Annotated in this window: 29 protein-coding genes; 6 read left to right on the top strand and 23 right to left on the bottom strand. The window is 44.3% G+C overall.

Annotated elements, in window-relative coordinates:
* Positions 1-21 precede the first annotated feature (21 nt).
* Both KZE55_RS00595 and KZE55_RS00590 read left to right on the top strand, forming a co-directional pair.
* Entirely contained in the window at positions 22-609 is a 588-nt protein-coding gene (locus KZE55_RS00595) for a GNAT family N-acetyltransferase (RefSeq protein WP_222258442.1), read from the top strand.
* Positions 610-624: 15 nt separating this feature from the next.
* Complete coding sequence (locus KZE55_RS00590; RefSeq protein WP_222258441.1) at positions 625-1,134, top strand: hypothetical protein; 510 nt, start codon at positions 625-627, stop codon at positions 1,132-1,134.
* 256 nt (positions 1,135-1,390) lie between these two features.
* Here KZE55_RS00590 and KZE55_RS00585 read toward each other — a convergent pair whose 3' ends face one another.
* Entirely contained in the window at positions 1,391-2,389 is a 999-nt protein-coding gene (locus KZE55_RS00585; protein ID WP_222258439.1) for a D-2-hydroxyacid dehydrogenase, read from the bottom strand.
* Positions 2,390-2,604: 215 nt separating this feature from the next.
* On the opposite strand from KZE55_RS00585, the gene KZE55_RS00580 reads away from it, so the two are divergent.
* Together KZE55_RS00580 and KZE55_RS00575 are read left to right on the top strand one after the other, a co-directional pair.
* Complete coding sequence (locus tag KZE55_RS00580) at positions 2,605-3,600, top strand: D-2-hydroxyacid dehydrogenase (protein ID WP_222258437.1); 996 nt, start codon at positions 2,605-2,607, stop codon at positions 3,598-3,600.
* Between the two features lie 59 nt (positions 3,601-3,659).
* Complete coding sequence (locus tag KZE55_RS00575; RefSeq protein WP_222258435.1) at positions 3,660-4,091, top strand: EutP/PduV family microcompartment system protein; 432 nt, start codon at positions 3,660-3,662, stop codon at positions 4,089-4,091.
* Between the two features lie 211 nt (positions 4,092-4,302).
* Here KZE55_RS00575 and KZE55_RS00570 read toward each other — a convergent pair whose 3' ends face one another.
* The 18 genes from KZE55_RS00570 to KZE55_RS00485 form a co-directional block, all read right to left on the bottom strand.
* Positions 4,303-4,839, bottom strand: coding sequence for an NADPH-dependent FMN reductase (locus KZE55_RS00570; protein ID WP_222258433.1), 537 nt, complete (start codon positions 4,837-4,839; stop codon positions 4,303-4,305).
* A gap of 16 nt (positions 4,840-4,855) precedes the next feature.
* The gene (locus KZE55_RS00565; RefSeq protein ID WP_222258430.1) at positions 4,856-5,410 is read right to left on the bottom strand and encodes a cadmium resistance transporter; all 555 of its coding nucleotides are present in this window, start codon (positions 5,408-5,410) and stop codon (positions 4,856-4,858) included.
* A 30-nt stretch (positions 5,411-5,440) separates the two neighbouring features.
* A complete protein-coding gene (locus KZE55_RS00560) occupies positions 5,441-6,223 on the bottom strand; it encodes a tyrosine-protein phosphatase (protein ID WP_222258428.1) in 783 nt (260 codons plus the stop codon).
* A 135-nt stretch (positions 6,224-6,358) separates the two neighbouring features.
* Positions 6,359-6,703, bottom strand: a complete 345-nt coding sequence (locus KZE55_RS00555) for a BMC domain-containing protein (RefSeq protein WP_047768418.1) — start codon at positions 6,701-6,703, stop codon at positions 6,359-6,361.
* A gap of 28 nt (positions 6,704-6,731) precedes the next feature.
* Positions 6,732-7,853, bottom strand: coding sequence for a 1-propanol dehydrogenase PduQ (locus KZE55_RS00550; RefSeq protein WP_222258426.1), 1,122 nt, complete (start codon positions 7,851-7,853; stop codon positions 6,732-6,734).
* A gap of 54 nt (positions 7,854-7,907) precedes the next feature.
* Entirely contained in the window at positions 7,908-8,432 is a 525-nt protein-coding gene (locus tag KZE55_RS00545; RefSeq protein WP_222258424.1) for a GlcG/HbpS family heme-binding protein, read from the bottom strand.
* Positions 8,433-8,435: 3 nt separating this feature from the next.
* Positions 8,436-9,023, bottom strand: a complete 588-nt coding sequence (locus KZE55_RS00540; RefSeq protein WP_222258422.1) for a cob(I)yrinic acid a,c-diamide adenosyltransferase — start codon at positions 9,021-9,023, stop codon at positions 8,436-8,438.
* Between the two features lie 17 nt (positions 9,024-9,040).
* Positions 9,041-9,310 (bottom strand): EutN/CcmL family microcompartment protein, encoded by a 270-nt coding sequence (locus tag KZE55_RS00535; protein ID WP_191980298.1) that lies wholly within the window; start codon positions 9,308-9,310, stop codon positions 9,041-9,043.
* Entirely contained in the window at positions 9,298-9,801 is a 504-nt protein-coding gene (pduM, locus tag KZE55_RS00530; protein ID WP_222258420.1) for a PduM family microcompartment protein, read from the bottom strand. Before pduM ends, KZE55_RS00535 begins: the two co-directional genes overlap by 13 nt.
* A 162-nt stretch (positions 9,802-9,963) precedes the next feature.
* Positions 9,964-10,254, bottom strand: coding sequence for a BMC domain-containing protein (locus KZE55_RS00525; protein ID WP_272946028.1), 291 nt, complete (start codon positions 10,252-10,254; stop codon positions 9,964-9,966).
* A gap of 9 nt (positions 10,255-10,263) precedes the next feature.
* Positions 10,264-10,851, bottom strand: a complete 588-nt coding sequence (locus KZE55_RS00520) for a BMC domain-containing protein (RefSeq protein ID WP_261313261.1) — start codon at positions 10,849-10,851, stop codon at positions 10,264-10,266.
* Positions 10,852-10,865: 14 nt separating this feature from the next.
* Positions 10,866-11,240, bottom strand: coding sequence for a glycerol dehydratase reactivase beta/small subunit family protein (locus KZE55_RS00515; protein ID WP_235803746.1), 375 nt, complete (start codon positions 11,238-11,240; stop codon positions 10,866-10,868).
* Positions 11,230-13,080 (bottom strand): diol dehydratase reactivase subunit alpha, encoded by a 1,851-nt coding sequence (locus KZE55_RS00510; RefSeq protein WP_047767751.1) that lies wholly within the window; start codon positions 13,078-13,080, stop codon positions 11,230-11,232. Before KZE55_RS00510 ends, KZE55_RS00515 begins: the two co-directional genes overlap by 11 nt.
* A gap of 28 nt (positions 13,081-13,108) precedes the next feature.
* A complete protein-coding gene (locus KZE55_RS00505) occupies positions 13,109-13,624 on the bottom strand; it encodes a diol dehydratase small subunit (RefSeq protein WP_222258418.1) in 516 nt (171 codons plus the stop codon).
* A 14-nt stretch (positions 13,625-13,638) separates the two neighbouring features.
* Entirely contained in the window at positions 13,639-14,337 is a 699-nt protein-coding gene (locus KZE55_RS00500; protein WP_222258416.1) for a propanediol/glycerol family dehydratase medium subunit, read from the bottom strand.
* A 23-nt stretch (positions 14,338-14,360) separates the two neighbouring features.
* A complete protein-coding gene (locus tag KZE55_RS00495) occupies positions 14,361-16,037 on the bottom strand; it encodes a propanediol/glycerol family dehydratase large subunit (protein ID WP_222258414.1) in 1,677 nt (558 codons plus the stop codon).
* Between the two features lie 26 nt (positions 16,038-16,063).
* Complete coding sequence (pduB, locus tag KZE55_RS00490) at positions 16,064-16,783, bottom strand: propanediol utilization microcompartment protein PduB (RefSeq protein ID WP_222258412.1); 720 nt, start codon at positions 16,781-16,783, stop codon at positions 16,064-16,066.
* A gap of 63 nt (positions 16,784-16,846) precedes the next feature.
* The gene (locus KZE55_RS00485; RefSeq protein WP_047769530.1) at positions 16,847-17,125 is read right to left on the bottom strand and encodes a BMC domain-containing protein; all 279 of its coding nucleotides are present in this window, start codon (positions 17,123-17,125) and stop codon (positions 16,847-16,849) included.
* A 350-nt stretch (positions 17,126-17,475) separates the two neighbouring features.
* Here KZE55_RS00485 and KZE55_RS00480 point away from each other — a divergent pair, with 350 nt between their 5' ends.
* On the top strand, positions 17,476-18,423 hold the full coding sequence (locus tag KZE55_RS00480; protein WP_222258409.1) for an AraC family transcriptional regulator: 948 nt from the start codon (positions 17,476-17,478) through the stop codon (positions 18,421-18,423).
* Positions 18,424-18,487: 64 nt separating this feature from the next.
* Here KZE55_RS00480 and eutJ read toward each other — a convergent pair whose 3' ends face one another.
* Positions 18,488-19,342 carry an ethanolamine utilization protein EutJ gene (gene eutJ, locus KZE55_RS00475; protein ID WP_047766900.1) on the bottom strand — a complete coding sequence of 285 codons (855 nt, stop codon included), beginning with the start codon at positions 19,340-19,342 and terminating at the stop codon, positions 18,488-18,490.
* An 84-nt stretch (positions 19,343-19,426) separates the two neighbouring features.
* On the bottom strand, positions 19,427-20,134 hold the full coding sequence (locus KZE55_RS00470; RefSeq protein WP_047766898.1) for an MIP/aquaporin family protein: 708 nt from the start codon (positions 20,132-20,134) through the stop codon (positions 19,427-19,429).
* A gap of 425 nt (positions 20,135-20,559) precedes the next feature.
* On the opposite strand from KZE55_RS00470, the gene KZE55_RS00465 reads away from it, so the two are divergent.
* The gene (locus tag KZE55_RS00465; RefSeq protein WP_261313260.1) at positions 20,560-21,651 is read left to right on the top strand and encodes a D-2-hydroxyacid dehydrogenase; all 1,092 of its coding nucleotides are present in this window, start codon (positions 20,560-20,562) and stop codon (positions 21,649-21,651) included.
* 363 nt (positions 21,652-22,014) lie between these two features.
* Here KZE55_RS00465 and cobT read toward each other — a convergent pair whose 3' ends face one another.
* A complete protein-coding gene (gene cobT, locus KZE55_RS00460) occupies positions 22,015-23,067 on the bottom strand; it encodes a nicotinate-nucleotide--dimethylbenzimidazole phosphoribosyltransferase (protein ID WP_222258407.1) in 1,053 nt (350 codons plus the stop codon).
* 1 nt (position 23,068) lies between these two features.
* Positions 23,069-23,776 (bottom strand): uroporphyrinogen-III synthase, encoded by a 708-nt coding sequence (locus tag KZE55_RS00455; protein ID WP_222258406.1) that lies wholly within the window; start codon positions 23,774-23,776, stop codon positions 23,069-23,071.
* Positions 23,777-23,781: the final 5 nt, after the last annotated feature.

The following is a 23,781-nucleotide window of genomic DNA, read 5'->3' as shown; positions in this document are numbered from 1 at the left end:
ACAGAAAGGCGGCTAACTTTAATGAGTGCAATTTTTCTCCGGCCCACACATATGCATGACCTCCCCGCAATCAAGGGAGTGATTACCGAAGCCCGGCAGGCGTTGAAGGACTCTGGGAATCCGCAGTGGCAGGACGGGCAACCAACGACGGCCACCATTATCAACGACATCACCCACCACCTTTCCTGGGCCCTCATCGTTGACGGCCAGCTCGCTGGCATGGCTTCACTCCAGCCAGGGCCAGAAGAGAGTTTTGAAAACATCAGTCAGGGAAAGTGGGCCAACTCAACGGACCCCTACCTGGTAATTCACCGGCTGGCCATCGGCGACCAATACCGGGGCCACCAGCTAAGCAGCTTTTTACTGTCTAACTTGGTAACGGTCGGCCAGATGAAAGGTATCAGTAACTTCCGCCTGGGGACCCACCAGAAAAACACCGCAATGCAGACGGCGGCCAAGAAGTTCGGCTTTAAGTACCGGGGACGGGTTAAAGTCCACGATGATTGTGACCCGAACCGCTATGCCTTCGAGCTCAACTTGAAGAACCCCCATAAGTTCCCCATGAAGACCGGGGTCAAAAATGACTTCATGGGTCCCTTGGTTAGGTAGAAGGGAGCACGACAAATGCGGACCTTACGAAACATCATCCTGGTGCTAACGACAACGGTTGTTGGGGCCATCGTCAGCAGCCGGGCCAACGCGGCAACCTTTACCCCACCGAAGAACGAGGCTTACCAGGTCACCTACATCAATCCCGGGGCCTACCAGACAAAGCACCAGTTCGCAATCTTCAACGGTCGTGGGCACGTCATCTATGTCCCCGTTGAAGATTTCGCGGCGGGCGGTAAACCCATCGTGGATGACCAGGCAACGGTAGCGGAGCGGCAGGCGCCCCGCCTGGTCCACCGCTACCTAATCAACCGGCGGGCCCGCAACCAGGCGGCTAGCCAAACTGGTTTCCTCGCCCGGCCTAATCAGCGGGTCCAGATTCAAAGCCAAATTGTTCCCCGGCCGACAACGGGTAAGGTCAAGGCGGGGCCAGGCGGTGGCTTTACCATCACCATGCCGGCGAAGAGCAAGTATCAGACCATCCAGTTCAAACCGGCCCCAAGCAAATACCAAATCAAAAAATAACGTGAGCAACACAGCCATTAAATAGCTGTCACGCTCACGTTTTTTAAGTTATTGGTATTCCTAATTAATGGAGTTCAAACTTAGTCTTAATTTATATTGCCAAATCGTAAAAGAATAAAATTCATTTCATTCTTACCCCAAAAGTGCCAAAAGAATAAAATCTATTTCGTTCTTATTGCAAAATCACCAAAAAGATAAAATCTATTTCATTCTTATCGAAAAAACAACCCAAGATTAGCTCTTAGGTTGTTTTTTGTTAAAACTCAACTGGCGTTGCTGGCTGCTTTCCCATTACCATTGCCAGATTATTGTCAAGGGCCTTGTCAACCATGTTGCGGACCGCATGGGTGGTGTAAAAGGCGGTATGTGGTGTTACCAAGACATTTGGTCGGTGAATCAGGTCGTTCAAGCGGGCGTCGGGGAATTCCGCTCCCGTCCAGTCCTGGTTAAAGACACCCACCTCATCCTCGTAGGTATCCAAGACAAAGCCGTACAGCTTGCCACTATCAAGGGCCCGGATGACCGCATCGGTATCAACCAATGCTCCACGTGAAACATTTACTAAGACCGCATCGTCCTTCATCTTGGCAATGGTCTCATCGTTAATCATGTTGGTGGTTTCCTTGATGGCTGGAACGTGGAGCGAGATGACATCCGCCTGGGCGTAGAGGTCATCGAGGGAGTCCACGTAGTAACCCTGTTCTTCTAAGAACAGTTTCTTGCGGAGGTCGTAGGCAATCACCTTGGCGCCAAAGCCCTCCATGATTTTCATGTAAACCTGGCCGATGTGCCCGGCACCGATGATCCCCACCGTTTGGTCGCGGACTTCCCGACCGATTGTTGGGGCCCAGCGAAGGTCACCCTTAGCCACCTTTTCGTCCATTACCTTGGTCTGGCGGAGGATGCGGGCCGTCTGGATGGCGGCGTGTTCAGCGATTGCATTTGGCGAATAGACCGGAACGTTGGTGATGGTGAAGTCGAGTTTCTTCGCCTTGTCGAGGGCAATGTTGTCGATTCCAACATTCCGCAGAGACATCTTGGTAATTCCCAGGTTTGCTAATGCTTGTAAGACTTCTGGCGTGTAGTCCAACTGCTGGTAAACAACCACCCCATCGGCGCCTGCGGCAAGTTTGGCGGTTGCGGGGGTCAGTAATTGGTCAGTGTAGTCAAGGGTAACTTCCGGGTGCTGACCGGCCCACTTTTTCAAGAATGGTTCTTCATCCTGCCGAATACTATATGCAAAAATCTTACTCATTAACAATTTCTCCTTCTCTGGCTATAAAATAAGCGAGTTTAGCCATTTCATTTTAATAATTTATTATTATCCGGAAATTATGTCTTTAAATCAAGAGCAGGTCTCAATTCTGGCCTGTTGTAACTTAATTATTTAAAGTCTGTTGCTGGTATCGGTCTCTATTGATTGATATAATCGAATATGGAAGCGTTCACATTTATGAGGAGGAATTTTAAATGACAAAGATCAAGATGTTTGGCGCCCGCGCCGAGGAGCAACCAATCGCCCAACAGTGGGCCCGTACCCACCACGTTAGGGTTGATATGACGGACGAAATCATCGATGAACAGACCGTCGACGGAATCAAGGGCTACGACGGGGTCACAACCCTGCAAGTCGCGGACCTACCCGAAGACGCCTACGCAAAGTTAAAGTCATTTGGCATCAAACAAATTGCCCAACGGAGTGCCGGCTTTGATATGTACGACCTAGCAAAGGCCAAGAAGAATGGGATCATCATCACTAACATCCCGAGTTATTCACCCGAATCAATCGCCGAGTACGCGGTGACGACCGCCTTAGACCTGGTCCGGCGGGTACCGCGAATCCAGCAACGAGTCAGGGAACACAACTTCACCTGGCAGCCGCCAATTCAGGGCCGGGTTGTCGGTAACATGACCGTGGCCGTTATCGGAACCGGCCACATTGGGGCTTTGACCGCCAAGCTCTTCCACGGCTTTGGCGCTAAGGTCGTTGGCTACGACCTCTACCCAAACGTCCAACTCCGTTCCTTCATTGACTACCAGGATTCCGTCAACGCCGCGGTTAAGGACGCCGACATTGTCACCATCCACATGCCCGCCACCGCTGAGAACCACCACATGTTCAATTACGACCTATTCAAGCAGTTCAAACCGGGAGCTATCCTGGTTAATATGGCCCGCGGTGCCCTCGTCAATACTGCCGACCTCCTGCGAGCCTTGGATGAGGGGCTGCTTGATTCGGCTGGACTAGACGTCTACGAAAAAGAAGGCCCCTACGTTCCTAATGACATGCGGGGAAAGCAGCTTGACGACGACCTATTCCAAAAGGTCCTCGATAACGACAAGATCATCTACTCACCCCACATCGCCTACTACACCGACGAGGCCGTTAAGAACCTCGTCGAAGGCGGCCTAGACGCTACGATGGAAGTCCTTGAAACTGGTGATAGCAAGTTTCGGGTTGACTAGGGTGAAAGCACTGTTATTTGTGTTAATTAATAGTATGATGAGGGTGTGAGGTGATACTAATGAAACGTGCAATGTTGATTGGCCCCATCGGTTGTGGTAAGACCACATTAATGCAGCGACTCAAGAACCAGCAAATCAAGTATGATAAAACCCAAGCAATGGAGTTCTCGGCTAATTTTATCGATACTCCCGGCGAATACATGGAGCACCACAATATGATGCGCTACCTACGGACAACGTCAACTGATGCCGACATCGTAGTCCTCTTGCAAAGTGCGACGGACCGCCGCCTCATCTATCCAGCCGGCTTCTGTTCCGCCTTTCCTAAGCCAACCCTGGGACTTGTGACCAAGATTGACAAGGCCACGGCTGATGATATTGAGTACTCCCGCAAATTGCTGCTCAGCGCGGGCGTCAAAAAAGTCATCCCCATCTCATCAATGACGGGGCAAAACATCAACCAAGTACGGGAAGCACTAAAAAACGATTAGTGGCTGCCGGAGAAGGTCGCCCATCCTTACACAAATAGAAATAGACCGGGAAGACAGGCTATAATGCCCTAAGTATAAGATGAATTTTCTATTTCATCTGTATATTTAGTACATTATAGCCTTGTTGGCTACTTACTCTTTTCATCCTACCAATCGACGAAGAGCCTAAGAAAAAAGGCACACGTCCGAAGACATGAGCCCATTCGACACCCTACTTGGTATCTAGTCCCTTAATGAAATCATTCAGGGAGTTATCTAATTCTTTCATCACATCGTGGTTAATCAGCTGGTCGTTGGCGTCAAAGTCCTGTTGAACATTGCCAATCGTAATAAACGCGTTCATCACGTCCATCCCCATGTAGCGCAGCATCTGCTGGATATGGGCATTGGCGTTCGCCCCACCACGGCTCCCCGACGAGTCCGTCACCAGCAAGACCGGCTTGTGATAAATGTGGGGACGCGGTGAAGGTACCGAGACAACGTCAATCGCATTCTTTAACCCACCCGGGATTGAGAAATTGTATTCCTGGGTGACGATAAGGAGCGCATCCATCTTATCGATTACCTTCCGGAAAACTTGCCATTCCAGTGGCGGCTTCTTTTCCAGGTCGGGGTTATATAGCGGCAAAATATCATAGTTGACTTGCACAAATTTGACCGCCTGTGACCGCGTCATCAAATAATTAGCAATTTTTTGACTATAAGAATGTTTACTAAGGCTCCCAACCAGGACACCAATATTTACCATCTTATCACTTCCTTACTCACAACAGAGCGACAATGTGCTCCAGCACGCGGCTGTTAAAAATAATATAAAGGCCAGCGCAAAAATATATAATTCTTGTACAATAACTGCCGTACTTTTCCAAAACAAACGTCAATGGTCGCAAGTTTGATATCAACTTTATCAGGTAAATGGCAATGACCGAGCTCACCAAAAATACGGCCGTAATGAGCAGAATTGCTGACATATGCAAAGGCCCCGCCCATGGAATATAGATTGCCAGGTTATCGCCACCGAGGCTCAGGCAAAGGAAAAATATTTTAAAGATACCGTTCTTGGCCTCCTGAACCTCCTGATTGTCCGAACGAAAGGCGAGGTATAAGAGGACAAAGCCCATCAGGCCTGTGATCCAGTCGGGAAAGATGGTCGTGATGGTCTTGCCGAGCACCACCCCGATTATCCACAGAACCATTTCCGCCAAGATAAAGCCAACCATTGGCGTGAGGATGCGGTAACGACGAATGACAAACAGCAAGGCGATGAAGGTATCAATATTAATGCCCACATAGACCATAATAATTGCTAACATGCTCATTAACCGCATCATCCCCTGTCCTAAGAAACATTAATTACTTAAGCAATTACTGCGTAAAGTTTCAACCAGCCCATTGCTTACGTTTAGCTGCTTTTTAGCGTACGAATCAAAGTCACCATACAAGTACTTAATCGCCGCCGTAGCAAAGTCATAATAAAGTGGGCGAACCGTTGAAATGTCGAAAATTGATTTTAGGTATTCGGGAGCAATACTGACCTGGCGGGCCTCACTCATTCGCTGGTTGACCCGCATGGCCGATAATTCATTTGTCAATAAGTAATCCTGGAGAATTGCCTTTGGCGTGACCCCCAGAAGATGAAGGACAATCATTGCCGCAATTCCGGTACGGTCCTTACCCGTGGAGCAGTGAAAGAGGACCCCACCGTTGGGAAGGGCGGTGGCCAGGGCCATGAGGAAGCGATGGTAGGACTGCTGCGCTTTTGGTGATGCCACCAGCCGGAGATAGAGGCGGAGCATGTGCTGAAAGCCGGCCTTGGAATTGTTCACGGGGTCCTTAAAGACCCGCTTCCGCACGACCGCGTCCCCCATTCTTTCCTGGAGGATTGGAACCCAGATGGCCCTCATCGTGGGTAGGAGGCGGTCCGGATACTGGTGAACTTCTGCGGTGGTCCGCAGGTCAATAATCGTCCGTACACCGTAATCATAAAGGGCTCGCTGGTCCTTATAAGTAAGGTCCGACAGGTAACCACTCCGAATAAGTTGATGTTTCTTTACCATTGTCCCGTCGACAGTTGGGTAGCCACCAAGGTCACGAATATTGACGCCGTTAGCAATGTTAAGTTCTTTACTCATAATTATCCCTAATTTCTGTGAAAAATAAGGCTGGAAAATCGTAATTCTCCAGCCCCATTTTAATTTCAATCACTTTTTCGGTAACACATTAAGGCACCCTAAGATTAGTAGGAGGCTTCGCACATGATTGAAACACTATGTCCTTGTTATTTCAGGAATGTCGAATCCCAGTAAGTCATGCAACTTAGTGATGACATTCTTTAGAGCTGATTCGACTTCTGCAACCTCTCCAACGATTACTACTGAGCCGCTGAACCGATCTATAAACCCAAGCGTAACGCTGCTCGACTTCGTAGCAATATCGCCAGCAATGATTGACGCCTCGCTTGGCGTAATGGTCAAAATTCCTAACGCATTCTTTGGCGTTTGAATCCCCAGCTTCTCGTAAATGTCGGGAGTAGGATTGGCGACAATATGTGCCAACGTTACCTGTTTACCAGGAACATATTCCTGGATTGTACGCTCAATATTACGACTCATGAATATCCATCCCCATTACAGTATAGTATTAGCGAATAACAGCTTCATATACTTTCTTCAAATCTTCATCAGTTGGGTCAACTGGGTTTGTTGGGAATGTTGCATCCTTCTTAGCGTTAGCAACAACTGTGTCAGCAGCTGCATAAGCGTCCTTAGGGTCAACACCAAAGTCCTTCAAGGTCATTGGGCAATCCATATGACGAGCCATTTGACGAATCTTACCAATCATCCGTTGAACGGCCAACTTGTCACCGACACTTGGTGCAGCAATTCCTGCCTTCTTAGCAGCAACAGCGACCTTGTGCATTGCTGTCTTCGAATTGGAAGTGTTGTAAGCAACAACATATGGGAGAAGCATCGTGTTAGCCAAGCCATGAGGAACATGGAAGTTAGCACCGATTTGGTGAGCAATTGAGTGGCAAATCCCTAAGCCGGCGTTGTTAAAGGCAGTCCCAGCAATATTTGATGCTTCGTGGACGATCTTCCGTGCCTTGGTGTTGTCACCGTGTTGGTAACATTCTACCAAGCAGTGGGTAATAACATCAATTGCTTCTTCGGCTAAGGCGTCAGAGAACAGCGTTGCGTTAGTGGCAACCAATGCTTCCAGGGCATGGGTCAAAACGTCCATACCAGAGAATGCAGTAACGCTCTTTGGTGCCGTCATGACTAATTCTGGGTCCAGAAGAGCAATATCTGGAGTTAAGTAGTCTTCCAAAATTGGAATCTTCCGCTTTGCCTCAGTATCAGAAACAACGGCTGTGTTAGTAACTTCAGAACCAGTACCACTAGTTGTTGGAACAGCAATAAAGCACTTGATGTCTAACTTACCGATCTTCTCACCAAAGAACCGGATAGCCTTAGCAGTATCGATGGCGGAACCACCACCAATAGCAACCATAATTGTTGGCCGTAACTTCAGGAATTGTTGGATCCCTTCCATGATGTTGGTCAGCGGTGGATCTGGCTTAACGTCAGAGAATTCTTCACACTTGTTAGAAGGATCAATTTCGTCTTCAATCTTCTTTAGTGTTGGTGTACCTGGCAGAAAGGCATCACATACCATCAAAATACTTTCATTTTTAAATTCATTAAGCTTATCTAAGCTATCAGTACCCGAGTAAATCCGGGTTGGCATACTATATTTTTCCATAAGTTGCCTCCAAAATTAATTCAGCGATAAAGAGAATTTACGTTTGCTTTACTGTTACTTAGTTTCCTTAAGGAATGCAGCAACAGCGGCTTCACAAATGGCTTCGTCTTCTTCAACAAGACCACCGCTAACGCCAATTGAACCAATCATCTTGCCATCAATAACCAACGGAATCCCGCCAGCAAATGATGCCAGACGACCATCGAGCATGGTTTCCATTTGATACAGACCTGCACCTGGTTGGATATCGGGGCTAATATCCTTAGTTGGTTCCTTCATTGCTAAGGCCGACCATGCCTTCTTTGGAGCAAGCGTACAACTTACTAAGTTAGCATTTGGCATGTGGTAGCTCATTTGAAGAACTTGATTATTCTTCATGATGGCAATTGTTACACCAACGCCAATTTCATTGGCCTTGTCAACAGCTGCATCAATCACACGTTCCATCTTGTGACGATCAAACATTGCATCAAGTGAGCTTTCCTTAATTGTTCCAGATACGTTTGTTGAAGAACTGCTCTTACTTTGAGTTTCACTCATAATGTTACGAATAACTTTTTTAAGTTGATCTTCATCCATTGTTTAACGCACATCCTTTGAAGCCTGATAAAGTTGATAAATCTTGAGTACTTTATCAGTTAATTTATTTACATAATCCTCATAGTCTTCTTCACGAGCTATGACATAAAGAAAGTCAGATAGGCGGTTAATATAGCGTTCCAATTCTGGACGGAAACTTACTGTCCGTGACAGTTTTACAAAGTCCCGTTCAGCACGACGGCATACCGTCCGACAAATATGAAGCTGTGCCCCAGCAACACTAGCTCCCGGCAAAATGAAGCTGTGTACTTTAGGCAGTTTGGCTAAATACTCATCTATAACATGCTCTAATTGGTGAGTATCATTATCGGTAATCAGCTTGCTGTGTTTGGCAAAGGTCTCAACATTTTCTGTCGCAATCTCACCTTGCAAGAAGAACATCTTATATTCTATGGTTTGCAAAAGTTTCTTATTTTCTGGATTTTGGCAAAACTTATCTGCCAAACTAATATTGGCATTTAGTTCATCAAATGTCCCGTAAGTATCAACACGCAACGAGTCCTTTTCGACCCTTGCACCATCAAACAAGCTTGTCTTACCTTTGTCACCACCTTTTGTGTAAATAGCCATTATGATTCCTCCATTTTCTATTTATCAAAACGATCAATTATTCCGACAATTGCACAATCGGTGACGTCTTCTGGACTCTTATTAGCCCCTTTATCGGCGCGTCGAGCACCAGCACCTCTAACGACTAATACATATTCACCAATTCCGGAATTGACATAGTCAGCAGCCACTTCCTCATGACGAATATTCTTCCTGTCGGAATCAACTGGTTGCACAATCATCAACTTTTTTCCAATTAATGATGGATCTTTTTGTGTGGAAACAACGCTTCCCACTACTTTAGCCATATACAATCTTCTTCAGTCCTAACTTTAACTGTAATATTTTTATACCGACAAATATTCTTTGCTTCATCAGTAAGAAATTGTTTGTAGTACTTAACAAGAATTGAATTGTCTGGAAAAGCCGCAATTTCGCCTCTTGAAATGATTCGGCCACGACTTGCAATCAATGGTGACTTGTCACCAACAACAAATATGATTGGCCAGTCTAGAACCATCATTCTTGGGATAAAGCTAACCATCTGTTTATCAATCTTAATAAAGAAACGCACACCGTATTTAATCCCCTGTAGAATCCAAGCTACCCAAGGATTATCATTTTTCATTGAGTACAAATCAGCGATAAAGCTAATTGAAGTATCCTCAAGAATGACTTTCTCGTGATTAATAAAGGTTTGCTCATCGGGTGGGTTTATCTGCTGGTCAAAAGTGACGGTTGTTTCACTGTTCTGCCGTTCTTTCAACCGTTGTATAACCTCTTCTATTAGGTCATCCATCAACACACCCCCTAGAGTTTCTTTACAAGATTGGGAGTGGGAAGAAGCTATCACATATGATTTCATCTTCCCACCCCCGCATAGTAGGCAAGTATTCCGAATGTTAGCTTACTGGTGTTCAGAACCCTGCCAGCCAATGCACCTGTGATAATTCACTTAGAATTATTCAGCGTCGTCGTTAACCTTTGGCAAAATCTTTTCAACTTCATCGTGTGGACGTGGGATTACGTAAGATGATACAACTTCACCAACGTTTTCAGCTGCTTGAACACCAGCGTCAACGGCAGCCTTAACGGCACCAACATCACCACGGATCATAACAGTTACCAATCCACTACCAATCTTTTCTTGTCCAGTCATTTGAACGTTAGCAGCCTTTACCATTTGATCGGCAGCTTCGATTGATGCAACTAAGCCCCGAGTTTCGATCATTCCTAATGCGTTATTCATAATAAATTCCTCCTATTTTTTTAATTCCTTGTAGTGAATGCACTTCTTGTGTGGCTCGCCAAGTTTTCTTGGACACTTAGGATCACCACAAAGATTACAAGTTGCTTTTTGACTATCCTGATTCTTATCACTGCCATCGTCAGCATCAGCAGAGCTATCAGCTGAGTCCTTAGTTGATGTCTCCGTTGCTGACTCAGAAGGCGTTGAATCTGTTACTGGCTTTCCCGCTTCTTCTACCGGAGTGGTAGGTGAAGCAGGCTTTGCTTCCTTCACAGGTTCTTCCTTAATTGGCGGTTCCTTAGCACTGTCCTTTTTCTTTAGGAACAGGGCAATGTCGGTATTCCCTAACCTGTCAGTTCCCTTTGCTGGACTACCAAGAACCGTTGATGTGACATAGACCTTAGGCATTGTTTCCTTAATCGTTTCAACTGCAACTGACACAGCAGAAATATCACCAGAAACCTTTACGGTAACCCAGTCAATGCCCATGTTCTGGTGGATGCCTTCTAGCTTAACATTCGCTGTCTTGAGCATCCGGTCGGCAGCAACAAGCGCACCAGATAATCCATCACATTCTACAAATCCTAAAGATTGCATCATATAAAATCACCTGTTCATCTTGTTCCTTTGCCTTTATACGTAATTCCCTTAAATGGAATTCCCTTGACGAGACGGGCAGCATTTGAACCCAGATCACGTAACTGTTGACGATCAGTAATCACTTCATCAAACAATGGCTGGTCTTCCTTAAGGTTCTTATAGTGAACGATAAAACGATTGCCATCATTGGCAATTCCTACTGACAGCCGTGAACTCAAGGCCGATTGGTAAGCCCGCTGAACAACATCGGCAACATCAATTTCACGCGTTGCCGATGGAATCTGTTCTTCTTCGATTCCGTTAAAGAGCGGCTTCATATCGGAAGTAACACTGGCACCTGGTTGTAGGCCAAAAATAATTGCCGGACGATCAGTTGCATCAGTTCTCATGCTGCTTCCTTCTTTCCTCTCCATACCGTAGTACTAATCCAGTAGCAACAGCGTTCCGTGGACCTTCGACACCTCGAACGTTTCCTCGACCAGCAACAAGGTTATAGTGAGCAAGCTCATCCGTAACCAGTTGTGGAATTTCAAAGTCAAGGGCGGAACCACCAACGATAACAACATATGGGATATCCCGGATATTACCAGTTGGACTAACAATCCGTAAGGCCCGAATAGCATTTGTTACAAAGACACGTTTCTTAGCGGATTGTCGAATCATCTTAACCTTTTCAATGCTTGGATTTCCTGGAATTGGTTCGTATCCTTCCGGCTTAATAACAACAACTCGGGCAAATAGTCCTGAATCCAGTGGCTTATCAAAGAATTGAACTGAGCCATCCTCATGACGAATCTGGAACAGGTTCTCAACCTTTGCTAGTGGATAACGTTTAATGTCTTCAGCTAGGTATGGATCTTCAAGCCCTAACTCGGAGTTGATAATCATTGTTACCATGTCACCGGCACCAGCCAGGTGAATAGCAACCGTCTTGTTCTCCTTATTAATAATTGAAGCATCGGTCGAACCAGCACCGAGGTCAAGGATAGCAATTGGCTTTGTGGTCCCTGGAGTAGTCAGCGCCCCACGGATGGCAGATTCAACTTCTGCCCCACCAATTTCAACCTTTGTGTGGAATTCCTGTTCGATTAACTTGGCAATCATTTCCATTTGTAGGTGGTCTGACTTAACCATTGCCGCAATCCCAACCGCTGATTCGTTTGAGAATTCACCAGCAAGTCCACCCCGGACCTTAACAGGTACTTGGGTGTCAACCGCCAGCAAATCTTGAATTGCAATATCCTTGTTTTGCTTGCCAGTTAAGTCGGCCATTGTCTGACGGACTTTCTCAAGCATTCCGCCAACATTAGTACCCGACTCACCAGTGATATCCTGAATCGACCGGAAATCGGAAACAGTATCCATAATTTTGTCGGATCCGGCAGCAACATCAACGTCTTCATGCTCACCATTCGTGCCAGTGATGTTAATCTTACCTGCAGGAATTACCCGCGCTTTAACATCCCCAGCTGGGGTCTTAATAACCACTGCGGAACGGTTACCAATCAATGCCCGTGAAATAGGCACGATATTCTTCGTTTCCTCTGGCGTCAAGCTGAACAGCGTTGCAATACCATAAGGGTTAGACAGTTGTGAAATTACTTGTCCAGGCCCGGCAACCTCAACCGCTGCCAGCATGTTAAGAGGAACCTTGTCAATCATGGCAACTTCATCGACAATTGGAATCATCTTATTTAACCGATTATCAATTAAAACACCATCATCGTTTTGCAAGATTGCCGCTGTAATCTTATAACCAGCTGCAACGTAAGCATTAATTAACTTAGCAGCATCTTCAAAGTCGACCTGCTTTGGAACAACCACAATGTATGGCTTGCTCTTATCAGTCTTATTAGCTAGCTCAAGAAGGGGGACGGTGTACCCTGCTCCAGTTCCGCGTCCACCAGGCGTATCAGGATTATGGCCAATCATCGTTGATTCCGTAACGATAGTTTCCGTAATGGTTTCCATCGCCACGTCACCAATAACTGGTGTTGCTTCGTTAATTCGGATTAAATCAATGTCATCGATTGAAAGATTAGACTTTTTCAATACTTGATTAATTGAATTCCGAATGCCGACAAGGTTCTGTTTAGTTCCTTTAATACCAGTAGTGGCCGCTATTCCAGAATTAATAACATTCACGTCACCATTGTCAGCAACATCGGCTAAGGCAACTTCCGTTGAAGAATTTCCAATATCAACACCAATAACTTTTTCCGTTGCCATAACTAAAACTCCCTACTCTATTTCAATACTAGTTGTCGCCCTTAAGCTTCTTCCGGCTTTCGTAGTACTTAGCGGCTTCTTCAAACCAAGCAGCACAGATTGGAGCGTTGTACTTGTTACGGAGTTCATCAGCAATATCAAGAAGATCTTGCTTGCTGGAACGGTATGGCCGTAAAGCATTGTACATTTGCAGTAACCGAGCATCTGGAACCTTAGTTAATTCAGCAGCCCGTTGGAAGTTCTTTTGAATAGCAGGACGACCAGCTGAAGCAGCAATTTCACCTTGCATCTTCAATGCCTCAGGGGTAATCCGCATTTCGTCACCCTTGATTTGGTCATTCTTAATACTATTTAGATTAATGTCGTCAAGGTTCTTGCCTGTTGGTGTTTTTACCAGGTTACGGTGCTTGCCATAAAGTGGGTAATCATTTCTGCCCATGTTATCCGGAACAGAAGTGGTCCCTGTCTTTGAACTAGCAGCACTGGTGGATTGCTCTCCAAGTTGCTGAGTTATCTTTTTAACTAAATCGTCAATTTCGCTCATTGTTCTGCCTCCCGTTAAAATGTTACCTTAATTTCTTCTTCAGGCTTACCAACAACTACTTGGTGGGTTTCCCGAATGTGCATAATGGCAGCAATTGCTTGGTAGTGAGCACGTGCTAAGGCATCGTTAACTGCTGGAACTGGTTCAGGAGTCTCGCCCTTAGCGTACATTGCCGCATTCTTACCAATTGCCCGGAATGTTTCTGGAGTCAAAACTGGAGCTTGTGGGAACAATTCCAAGTTACTCAGTGGGTCTTCATCCTTTTGGTGAATGATTGCCGTACCCTTGGATTGGATACCGACAGCAATTCCTGATCCAGATAGGTGATCACCTTGGACAGCCATGAAACCAACATCTGAAGTCCGGTAGACTTTAACAACCCGTGCCTTAAGCCCTTCTTCTTCAATTCCGGCAATTACCTGACGAAGAACTTCCTTGTGGGGAACACCAGTCATCGTTTTATCAAGAACAGTTGCAAATGCTGGCCCAACAGCAATTACAACTTCATCCTTCGAGTAACCTGGCTTAGCCTCACCTACTGGTTGGAACCAGTCAACTTTCTTTTCAGGGACTGCTTTACTGTTAGCTTGTTGCTTAGTGGCAGTTGCTGTAGAACTATTTTTACCAAAATCAATTGGTGTATCGACATTCTTTGTTTGTGCTAGAACTTCTTGTACTATCTGTCGTACTAAGTTCTCATCAATATCAGCCATAAAAATACCTCCCACTTATTTCATTACAGTTTTAGATGTTCAGGATCAAGAGCCCATGGAAGAGCCTTAATCTTCTTCCATTCATCTTTATCTTCATATAGACGATAACCTGTACCTGGTCCTTGATAAGTGTTTGGATTGTTGACAGCTGAGTTAACGTTCCACTTGCTATCAAAGATTGATGAAGTTTGAAGGTAGTCACCGCAAACCTTTTGCTTTTGAAGGTCAAGGATAGCTTGAGCAACTTCAGGATAACCATTATCAGCTAATGCCTTGATAAGGTCAATCGCGGTAATGCCACGGTCCATCATGTTTTGAGCAGCCTTCATATCTGCAACCATGTCACGCTTTGGCATATCATCATGAGTATTTGCATAGGTAGCAGCTTCAACTTCTTCATCAGTAATCTTAGGAAGGCCAAGGGCATCAAAGACAGCTTGAAGAGCCTTAGCAGCCTTGTTCCGGATCTTAATAACATCTTCTTCACTTACTGGGTGAATACCATAGTTTTGACCAAGGTCACGTTCCATGACGTACATATCATCATAGTCATTGACATCGGTGTTTGATCCGGCAAAGGTGTTATCATAGTTATCTTCGGCAGCGTATCCAGAACAAATGTAGTCAGTACCACCGATGAATTGACCCATAAACCGTTCAGTCCGCCGCATGTCTGATGCTGAGAATGTCTGGTCACAACCAGAAGCACATTCGATATCGCACATCATGCAAAGAAGGTTTTCACCAAGGACTTCACGTAAACCATTAGGAACGGCACCCGGCATCGAAATACAACTTACAGCACCGTTTTGCAGGCCTTGAACACCGGAACCCTTGGTAAGTAAGATACAACGAGCTTCAAGGTAAAGCATTGACTTACCTTCTGGGTAACCCATCAAGACTTCTGAACCGGCACCTGAAGTAAACCGCATCTTCAAACCACGTGATGCATAGCATGATGCCAAGAATCCTTTAGACCATGGAGTATCGTCACCATCGGTAAATACACGGTCAGTACCATAAACAGAAATGGTTTCGGCATAAGCAGTGAACCCACGCATTCCTAGTTGAAGTTCAGTAGCTTCTTCGACTGAACATTGGGTAAGAACACCTGGACGTCCAGTTTGTGAACCAACCAGAATCGAAATGGCGTTGAACGGTGCGTAACGAGCAACCGCAGTAGTAGTTTCTTGCTCTGGGAAGCCACGAAGAGCAGCTTCGGCAGCATCAGCAGCAATTTCTACTGGGTTATCAACAGTGTTGGTAACGTGACACTGGTTTGCTGGCTTGTACCGTGGACGCATCTTCTTAACACCCATAATCATTTCACCGAAGTCAAGCTTACTGATAACTTCTTCGGCTTTAGCTGGGGTTAAAGCAGAAGTGTACTTCAAAACTTCATCCCGTGATACGTTCGGATCAACAAGCATCCGTGCAATCTTGGTTGAATCAGTTGCCATAACCTTTTCAACGTTGTCAATATTGATGGCGTACTTTGCAATGTATAAGTCAATCAAATCAAAGTCTTCACGCTTCTTGCCATCCATTTCAGTGATGACACCATTTTCAACTTTGATACTTGGCTTAGGGTCATTAGGACCCATCATTGCAACAAATCCTTCATCTGGCCATTCATCAACGAATGTATCTTTATGAATCGGCCGCTTTTTCAATGCTTCAAATCGTTTTTGACGTTTCATAAAGTAGTTCCTCCTCTTAGAACTTACTACTTAATATAAGATGGGAAATCATTCTTCGGTTCGCTACCTGCGAGTTCGCCTAATAGCTTCAAACCAATTTCACGACCAGCCATTACCGCTTGACGAACGGCACCCGAGTCACCAGTAATGGTTAAACTACCTTCGTTTGAGAAGCTAGTACCATGACTTGGTGTACTGAATGCAATTGGCTCAACGCCAGCTGTCTTCAAAGCTTTATCAGCCATTACAAGACCAATTCCCGATGGGCATCCACAAATCAAACCAAATGCTTTGCCCTCAACAGCACCTAAACCAACACGGGCACAGTTAGAAGCACGTGCGGTGAACTGCAATTCAAGGTGGCCAGCAGGTGAGTTGTAAACATCGCCCATTGTCCGGTGAATGTTATCAAGCGCAACTTGAACCGCTTGACGAGCATCAGCAGGGTCGTCCCCACCAACAATAATCAAAGAACCATGGCCACCGCCACCCTTAGTATCACGTGGCCATTCAACGTCAATGGTGTCCATATTAGTTGCCTTGACACCTTCATCCATCGCCATGATTTGTGGACCGGCACCTGTCCGGTCACTAATAATTCCAAGTGTCTTGTACTGCTTATTAACGTGCAGCTTGTCTAATAATGCTTGGTCAACACTTGGGATAACTAACCCAATCGTGTCTCCCGCTTTGCTAGCACCGACAAACTCTGGAACAGTACTAGTAGAATTCAGAAAGTCATTCATATAAAATTGCCTCCTGACTATAAACAACTATCTAATATCAGGCCCCAACTCTGGGGTTTTCAACTATTCCTTGTGTGGCAAAATCTTTTCGATGTCTGCTTGTGGACGAGGAATTACATAGCTTGAATGTACTTCACCAATATTTTCAGCAGCTTGTACACCAGCTTCGACGGCAGCTTTAACGGCACCAACATCCCCACGTACCATAACTGTAACTAATCCGCGACCAATCTTTTCTTGACCAACTAAAGTAACATTAGCAGCCTTTACCATTGAATCGGCAGCTTCGATTGAAGCAACTAATCCCTTGGTTTCAATCAGTCCAAGTGCTTCTTGATCCATAAGAAAGCCTCCTAGCATAAAATCTAATAAGCGAAAGCGCTTACCACTTGATACATGTTCATTTTATAACATATTGGTTGTCCTATATTGTTGTCCCTAAACAACTAAATAGTGCAAAATGACAAAATAGAGCTAAAAATTATTCAATTAATCATAATTTTGTAATAAAATAGCGATATAGGATGTTATATTTTTTATCATGATAGGGGTTACAAATAATGCAAGAGGCTACTTTTTTACCAAAGGACACCAATACCATTCAAAAGTTAATCATTACATTTTCAACCTTAACGAACGTTGAATTATTTTTTTATTCAACAAATAAAATGATAATTAGCGGCCACCAAATATTGAACACTTCACAAGACATCTATAATTACCTCACTCATGTCAATTTTAAAAAAGTAACAGCTTTCCCAGTTATTCTGGACAATGCACTGTCCGGTTTCTTCATCCTGAATGTAAGTAGTACTTTAAAGGAACAGGTAATGATGTACCGGAGTTACCTCGACAGTACAAGTGGGCGTCTGGACCAAGGGAATTTCCACCATCTGATGGTGCTCAATGCACTTGATCCGCGTGAACTTCAAAACTACATAGGTGGTCTTAGTTTAATTAGCGATTCAACCACTTCAAAAGATGCGCACCACAAGCTTCATATCATTAACAAGCACGATAAGGGCAAGGTTGTTAATGTTGATAAAAACTTTGTTAACGTGCTTAAGTACATCAACGCTAACATCAGTAAGCCCCTAACTCTTGAGGACATTGCCCAACATGCTTACCTCTCACCTTCATACCTCAGTCGGTTGTTTAAGAACTACTTCAACGTCAACTTCATTGACTACATTAATATCCGAAAAGTTGCCCTTGCCCAGGAGCGCCTGGCCTTATCTGTTGCACCGATTAATGAACTTTCTCACCGTCTCGGCTTTTCACAGGCGAGTTACTTCACTAAAATCTTCAAGCAAAAGTGTGGGATGACGCCTTCCAAATACCGGATGCGAAACAAAAAGATAAAGAAAATTTACACAATTTCCCGAGACCTCTCCTGGCTCAAGGATCCGTCAGTATATACCGTTTCGCAAAAATTCTTCGATGATAAGGGAATTGATTTTAAAACACAGGACCTCAGTGACTCCACATACGTTTACGCAATTGGCGATTTAAGTAGTGATGAGAATAATGGGTGGATTTATACCGTTAACTGTATACAACCCACCACGTCACCAGTAGACGTTTCAGTAGGTGATAAATCAGTTATTCAATGGATTTACACTGGGATAGAGAACTTCTAGCGTTCGTAAAACAATTTAAAAAATCAAAAGGTCAGGAAAACGCAAATTTTCCTGACCTTTTGTACTACTTAGCATGATCACATAAGGCAATTCCTAATGGCGTCACAAATTGCGGGTAAAGTGGTTTATACACTTTCCGCCCTAAAACTTTGGAAAAGGTTGTCGTAAATTCGGTAAAATTCGTTGCCCCACCTACAACTATTACTGGGTCCTCAACCTGGCTACCCAGCTTTTCAACAATAGTTGCCATTTTTTCAACAACCGGGCGAATAACTGTATAAACCTCCTCCTCACGGTCCTTATTCCGTTTCAATTTCTCTGCCTCTTCATTCTTAATTTTATAGCGACCACCGAGAACAAGTGTCATATGGAAACCACCGGTGGGCTCATCAATTACCGTCTGAATTTTTTTATTCTTGAAGATGGTAATTCCGGTTGTACCACCACCAATGTCAACAACCGTGCCATTTTTAATCTTTAAAAAGGTTGCTGCCGCAGTCGGTTCGTCAACAACGTTGGTGCAGGTAAATCCCGCTTCTTCAATAACGTTAGCAACAACCTTACTGCTCTTCTCACCTGTCTTGGGCGGAATTGCACCCGCGGCCGTTGTCAACTCAACTCCAATATTTTCCTCGGCCTTTTTCTTCAGGCGGCGCAAGATATTGACAGAATCCATGTAATTAACCACAATTCCGTCCTGCACAGCGTGATCATACTCAAAATCACCATAGATAATGTGGCTGTTTTTATCTAAAACTGTCAAAACAATTGAAGAGGTCCCGAGGTCGACCCCCACCTTTAGTTTTTGCGTTTTTAGACTCTTCTTTTGTTCATCCGTAAGTACATGGTCCTTATTTACTAGCTTTTCGAAGTGAGCAAGTTGCTTGTTGCTCTGCTCCAATAACTCTCCATTCTTCATTAGGAATAACCTCACTTACTAAAAAGAGACTAGGAACTGGCCAGTCTCTTTATTAACTCTTGAATATTCAAATGAATAGACGCTTTAAACTAACAGCGCTTGAATAGCACAGGCAATGCAGCCACCAATTAGTGGACCAAACATTGGAACCCATGAGTAGCCCCATTCACCTGATGCTTTATTAGGTACTGGCAAAATTGTGTAGGCAAAGCGCGGTCCCCAATCACGAGCGGGGTTCAAGGCGAACCCAGTAGTTGTCCCTAAACCAGTACCAACAATCATGATTACTAAACCAACAATGAATGGCTTTAATCCTTGGGTGAAATTACCAAGGTTTAAGAGCATGAATACAAAGGCAAAGGTGGCAATAACTTCTGAAAGGAAGTTGAAAAATGGGTTGTTAATTGCTGGACGGGTAGCAAAGTCACTAACGTTATTTCCGTCAGCATCCGTCTTTGTCGCCTTGAATTGTGGCCAGAAATGAAAAATAACTAGTGCTGCGCCAATAAATGCGCCCAGGAATTGTCCAAGGAGATAAGGAATAACATTACTCCATGGGAAGAGGCCAAAGATTGCAAATGGAATCGTAACGGCCGGGTTAAGGTGTCCCAAGGACCCCAAACTACCAGCCACGTAAACACCCATCGTAACAGCTAACCCCCATGATGTACAGATAAACAGCCAACCACTGCCCTTTCCATAGCTCTTATTGAGGTTATTACTGCAGCAAGTACCGGCACCAATTAGAATTAAAATCATGGTACCGAAAAATTCACCAATAAAGCCATGCATAAACTAACACCGTCTTTCTAAGTAAGACCCAGTAGCAAATTATAATAACATGTAATCAAGTGAATGCGCTTTCTTATAACTTACGATTTCATGTTAACATACACACAAAGCATTTTATTAATGCTAAATAACTTCCATAAAATTTGACAAATAATAAAATAATGTTATTATTTTTATTCTTTTTTGTATTAATTATCACTAATAATTCAATCATTATATAGATTTCACAAATTTAGAGATCAATACCCAACGATCTACAAACAAGAATGTTAATATTTTAACCAATTAATTTACAAATTGCCTGATTATGACCTTTGATAGCGCTTTACTTAAATCCCACGGTTGATATACAATAGATTTTGTAGGTAGTACTTTATATTACGAAGGGCTTAAAAGTCTTTCACATAAGAAATGAGGTAAGATGTATGGGTGATATTGATGTCAATAAGGATTTAGTAAAAAAGATTGTTCAACAAGTCCTTGCTGAACAATCCGGTTCATCTAATGGCAATGGTGGTAAAAAGATCTTTGCTTTCAGTATTCGGAAGGATGAAGAACCATATGTTAAGGAATGGGCAAGTAAGCATCCTAACATTGAAGTTGGATACACTGATGAATTACTTACTCCCAAGACGGCAAAGTACGCTAAAGGTGCTAATGGTGTAGTTGTTTACCAACAACTTGATTACACTGCTGATACTCTTCAGGCACTTGCTGACGAAGGTGTTACTAAGATGTCCCTTCGAAATGTCGGTGTTGATAACATTGACATGGCCAAGGCTAAGGAGCTTGGTTTTGAAATTACTAACGTTCCTGTTTACTCACCAAACGCCATTGCCGAACATGCGGCAATTCAAACTGCCCGGATTCTTCGGCAAACTAAGGTAATGGACGAAAAGGTTGCTAATGGTGACCTTCGTTGGGCCCCAACAATTGGTCGGGAAGTTCGTGACCAAACCGTTGGTGTAATTGGTACAGGTCACATTGGCCGGGTCTACATGCAAATTATGGAAGGCTTCGGTGCTAAGGTCATTGCCTATGACCCATTCGAAAATCCTGAATTGAAGAAGCAAGGCTACTACGTTGACAGTCTTGATGACCTCTATGCTCAAGCAGACGTTATCTCACTCCACGTTCCAGCTACTAAGGAAAACTTCCACATGATTAACCAGGACACCATTGCCAAGATGAAGGACAACGTGGTACTGGTTAACTGCTCACGTGGGGCCTTAGTCGATACGGATGCCGTTATTGCTGGCCTTGACAGTGGTAAAATCTTTGGCTTTGTTATGGATACTTATGAAGATGAAGTTGGCATCTTTAACGCTGATTGGCGGGGCAAGCAATTCCCTGACAGCCGGCTTGAAGACTTGATTCACCGTTCCAACGTCTTAGTAACTCCACACACTGCCTTCTACACTACCCATGCCGTCCGCAACATGGTTATTAAGGCCTTTGATAACAACTGTGAGTTAATTAATGGTAAACCAGCTGACACACCGGTTAAGGTTGGTTAATCATCAGCAAAGGTAGTGTAGTCAGAAAAAGTTTTTCCGAGACTTCACAAATTCTGGTATTGGTATGAGGTAATATCCCTATGTCAATACCATTTTTTAATTCAAAATAAACAAAACTTAGTAGTGGAAATTAAAAACGACGGTTTTGCTGTTTACTACTGTTTTAATCACTCACTGTTTATACTAATATAAAAAAAGCAATCAACGTGGATTATACGTTGGTTGCCTTTTCTCTTTGCTCTGATTTTATTAGATTATATCGATCATTCTCATCAGTATTTTTACGCCTTTTTTAGTGTACAAGCACTGCCACTAAACGATTTTAGCTTTAATCTTTTATTGCTCTCTCACTGCAATATGCCGTTAGGGGATAAAATTGAAATCCATTTCCTGCAACGTATTCATATTCATTAAAATTGCCTTTATTCCATCTAGCCACGGCAAGAGCATCATTGCACCGCTTCCTTCACCGACACACATATTGATATCAATGTAAGGATCAAGACCGAGCGCTGAGAGTACGATTTGTGAACCCTGCTCCTTGGACTTATGGCTAGGAATCATGTAATCCGTCAGGCCTGGTTGGATAGTGTTTGCTAGCAAAGCAGCTGAATATGATAAGAAGCCGTCAAGGAGCACCGGCCTGTGCATTACTCCAGCGGAAAGCATAGTTCCGGCCATTGCTCCGAGTTCAAGCGCCCCAACCTCACTTAATACCTTAAGTGGATCGGTACTCCTTTTTCCTGCTAGGCCGGCCCGGGCTAAGCTAGCATTTACAACATCGACCTTGTGAGCCAAACGTTCATCGGAAATATTCGATCCCCGTCCAACCACTTCCGCACCACTTTTGCCGAGAAGTGCAGCAATCATCGCTGAAGCCGCGGTAGTATTGCCCATCCCCAACTCACCAGCGATAATAACCTGGTTGCCCTCGTTAAAAGCTGTTATCCCTGCATCAAAGCCGTACTGAAGTGCTTCTTCTGCCTGTGCCACTGTCATTGCTGGTTCTACTAACATATCACCAGTTTCACGCCGAATTTTATGAACCTTGACTAAAGGTGAGTGGAGATCGCTTTTAATTCCCAGGTCATACACCTGCAACGCACAATTATAGGCCTTTGCTAATGCTGCTACCGTTGTGTGACCCTTCATCATGTTAACCGCTTGGATTGCGGTAATTTTCTGTGGACTAGCGGAAACCCCTTCGTGAACAACTCCATTATCCGCCGCAAAGACTAAGCACTTGCGCGGCTGAACATCAAAGTCCGTTGTTTGGTAAATCCCCGCTAGGTGGTCTGCCAATTCTTCCAACCGCCCCAGCCCTTTGATTGGCTTAGCTAAATTATCCATTCGCTTCTGCATTGCTGTCATCTGCCCCTTATCTAAAGACTGGGGCAAGCTCTCATTATATCTCATTTTAATGTTCCCTTTCATAGTGCCATAAGTTGTCTAATACATTTTCGAGAACCTTTTCCTTACAATTAGGAAAAATCACCTTTAACCCTTTTTCCTTCAGGTAGTTACCAGTACTCTTCCCGAGAACATAATAGTTGATTCGGCGATACTCAATACTATCAACCCGTGTCATAACCTTATACATCCGGTCAAAATTAGATGGACTCGTGACGAGGGCGCTTGTAATACGCTGCTTCATAAAAAGCTTGAGAGCCCTGCCTTCGTGAACCTGGTCCCAGCTATTACTGTAAATAACAACTTTTTCACCAATGAAGTCTCGGTAATACTTTTCTGCCTTATTACCAATCAGCCAGCAAACATCTGTAATCCCCCTGTCTTTCAGCATCGCCAAGAGGGCTGCTCGATTCTCACCAATAGCAACTTCAACTGGGTTATTAACCGTCACTAGCATATCCTTAATCTTTTCACTAAGCACATAAATCGGCGCCCTTGAATTTAGTTTTTTTAGGTGGTCGCAGAAAACTTGAGCACCAAAAAGGCTAGTGATCACTAGATTCCGGCTCCCTTTAATTTCCTTTTTTGCAGCTGTACTTAATTTAACCGCTTTCAAAACACGAAAAGGAAAATAAATTACATCATCTTTCTGCTCTAACTTGATTCGCCAATAAACTGGAACTTTATTCTTGGGGTACGTAATTAAAATTGCCATTACTT

Source organism: Limosilactobacillus panis (assembly GCF_019797825.1).
In the GTDB taxonomy this organism is placed as follows: domain Bacteria; phylum Bacillota; class Bacilli; order Lactobacillales; family Lactobacillaceae; genus Limosilactobacillus; species Limosilactobacillus panis_A.
This window is presented reverse-complemented; position numbering and strand designations above follow the sequence as displayed.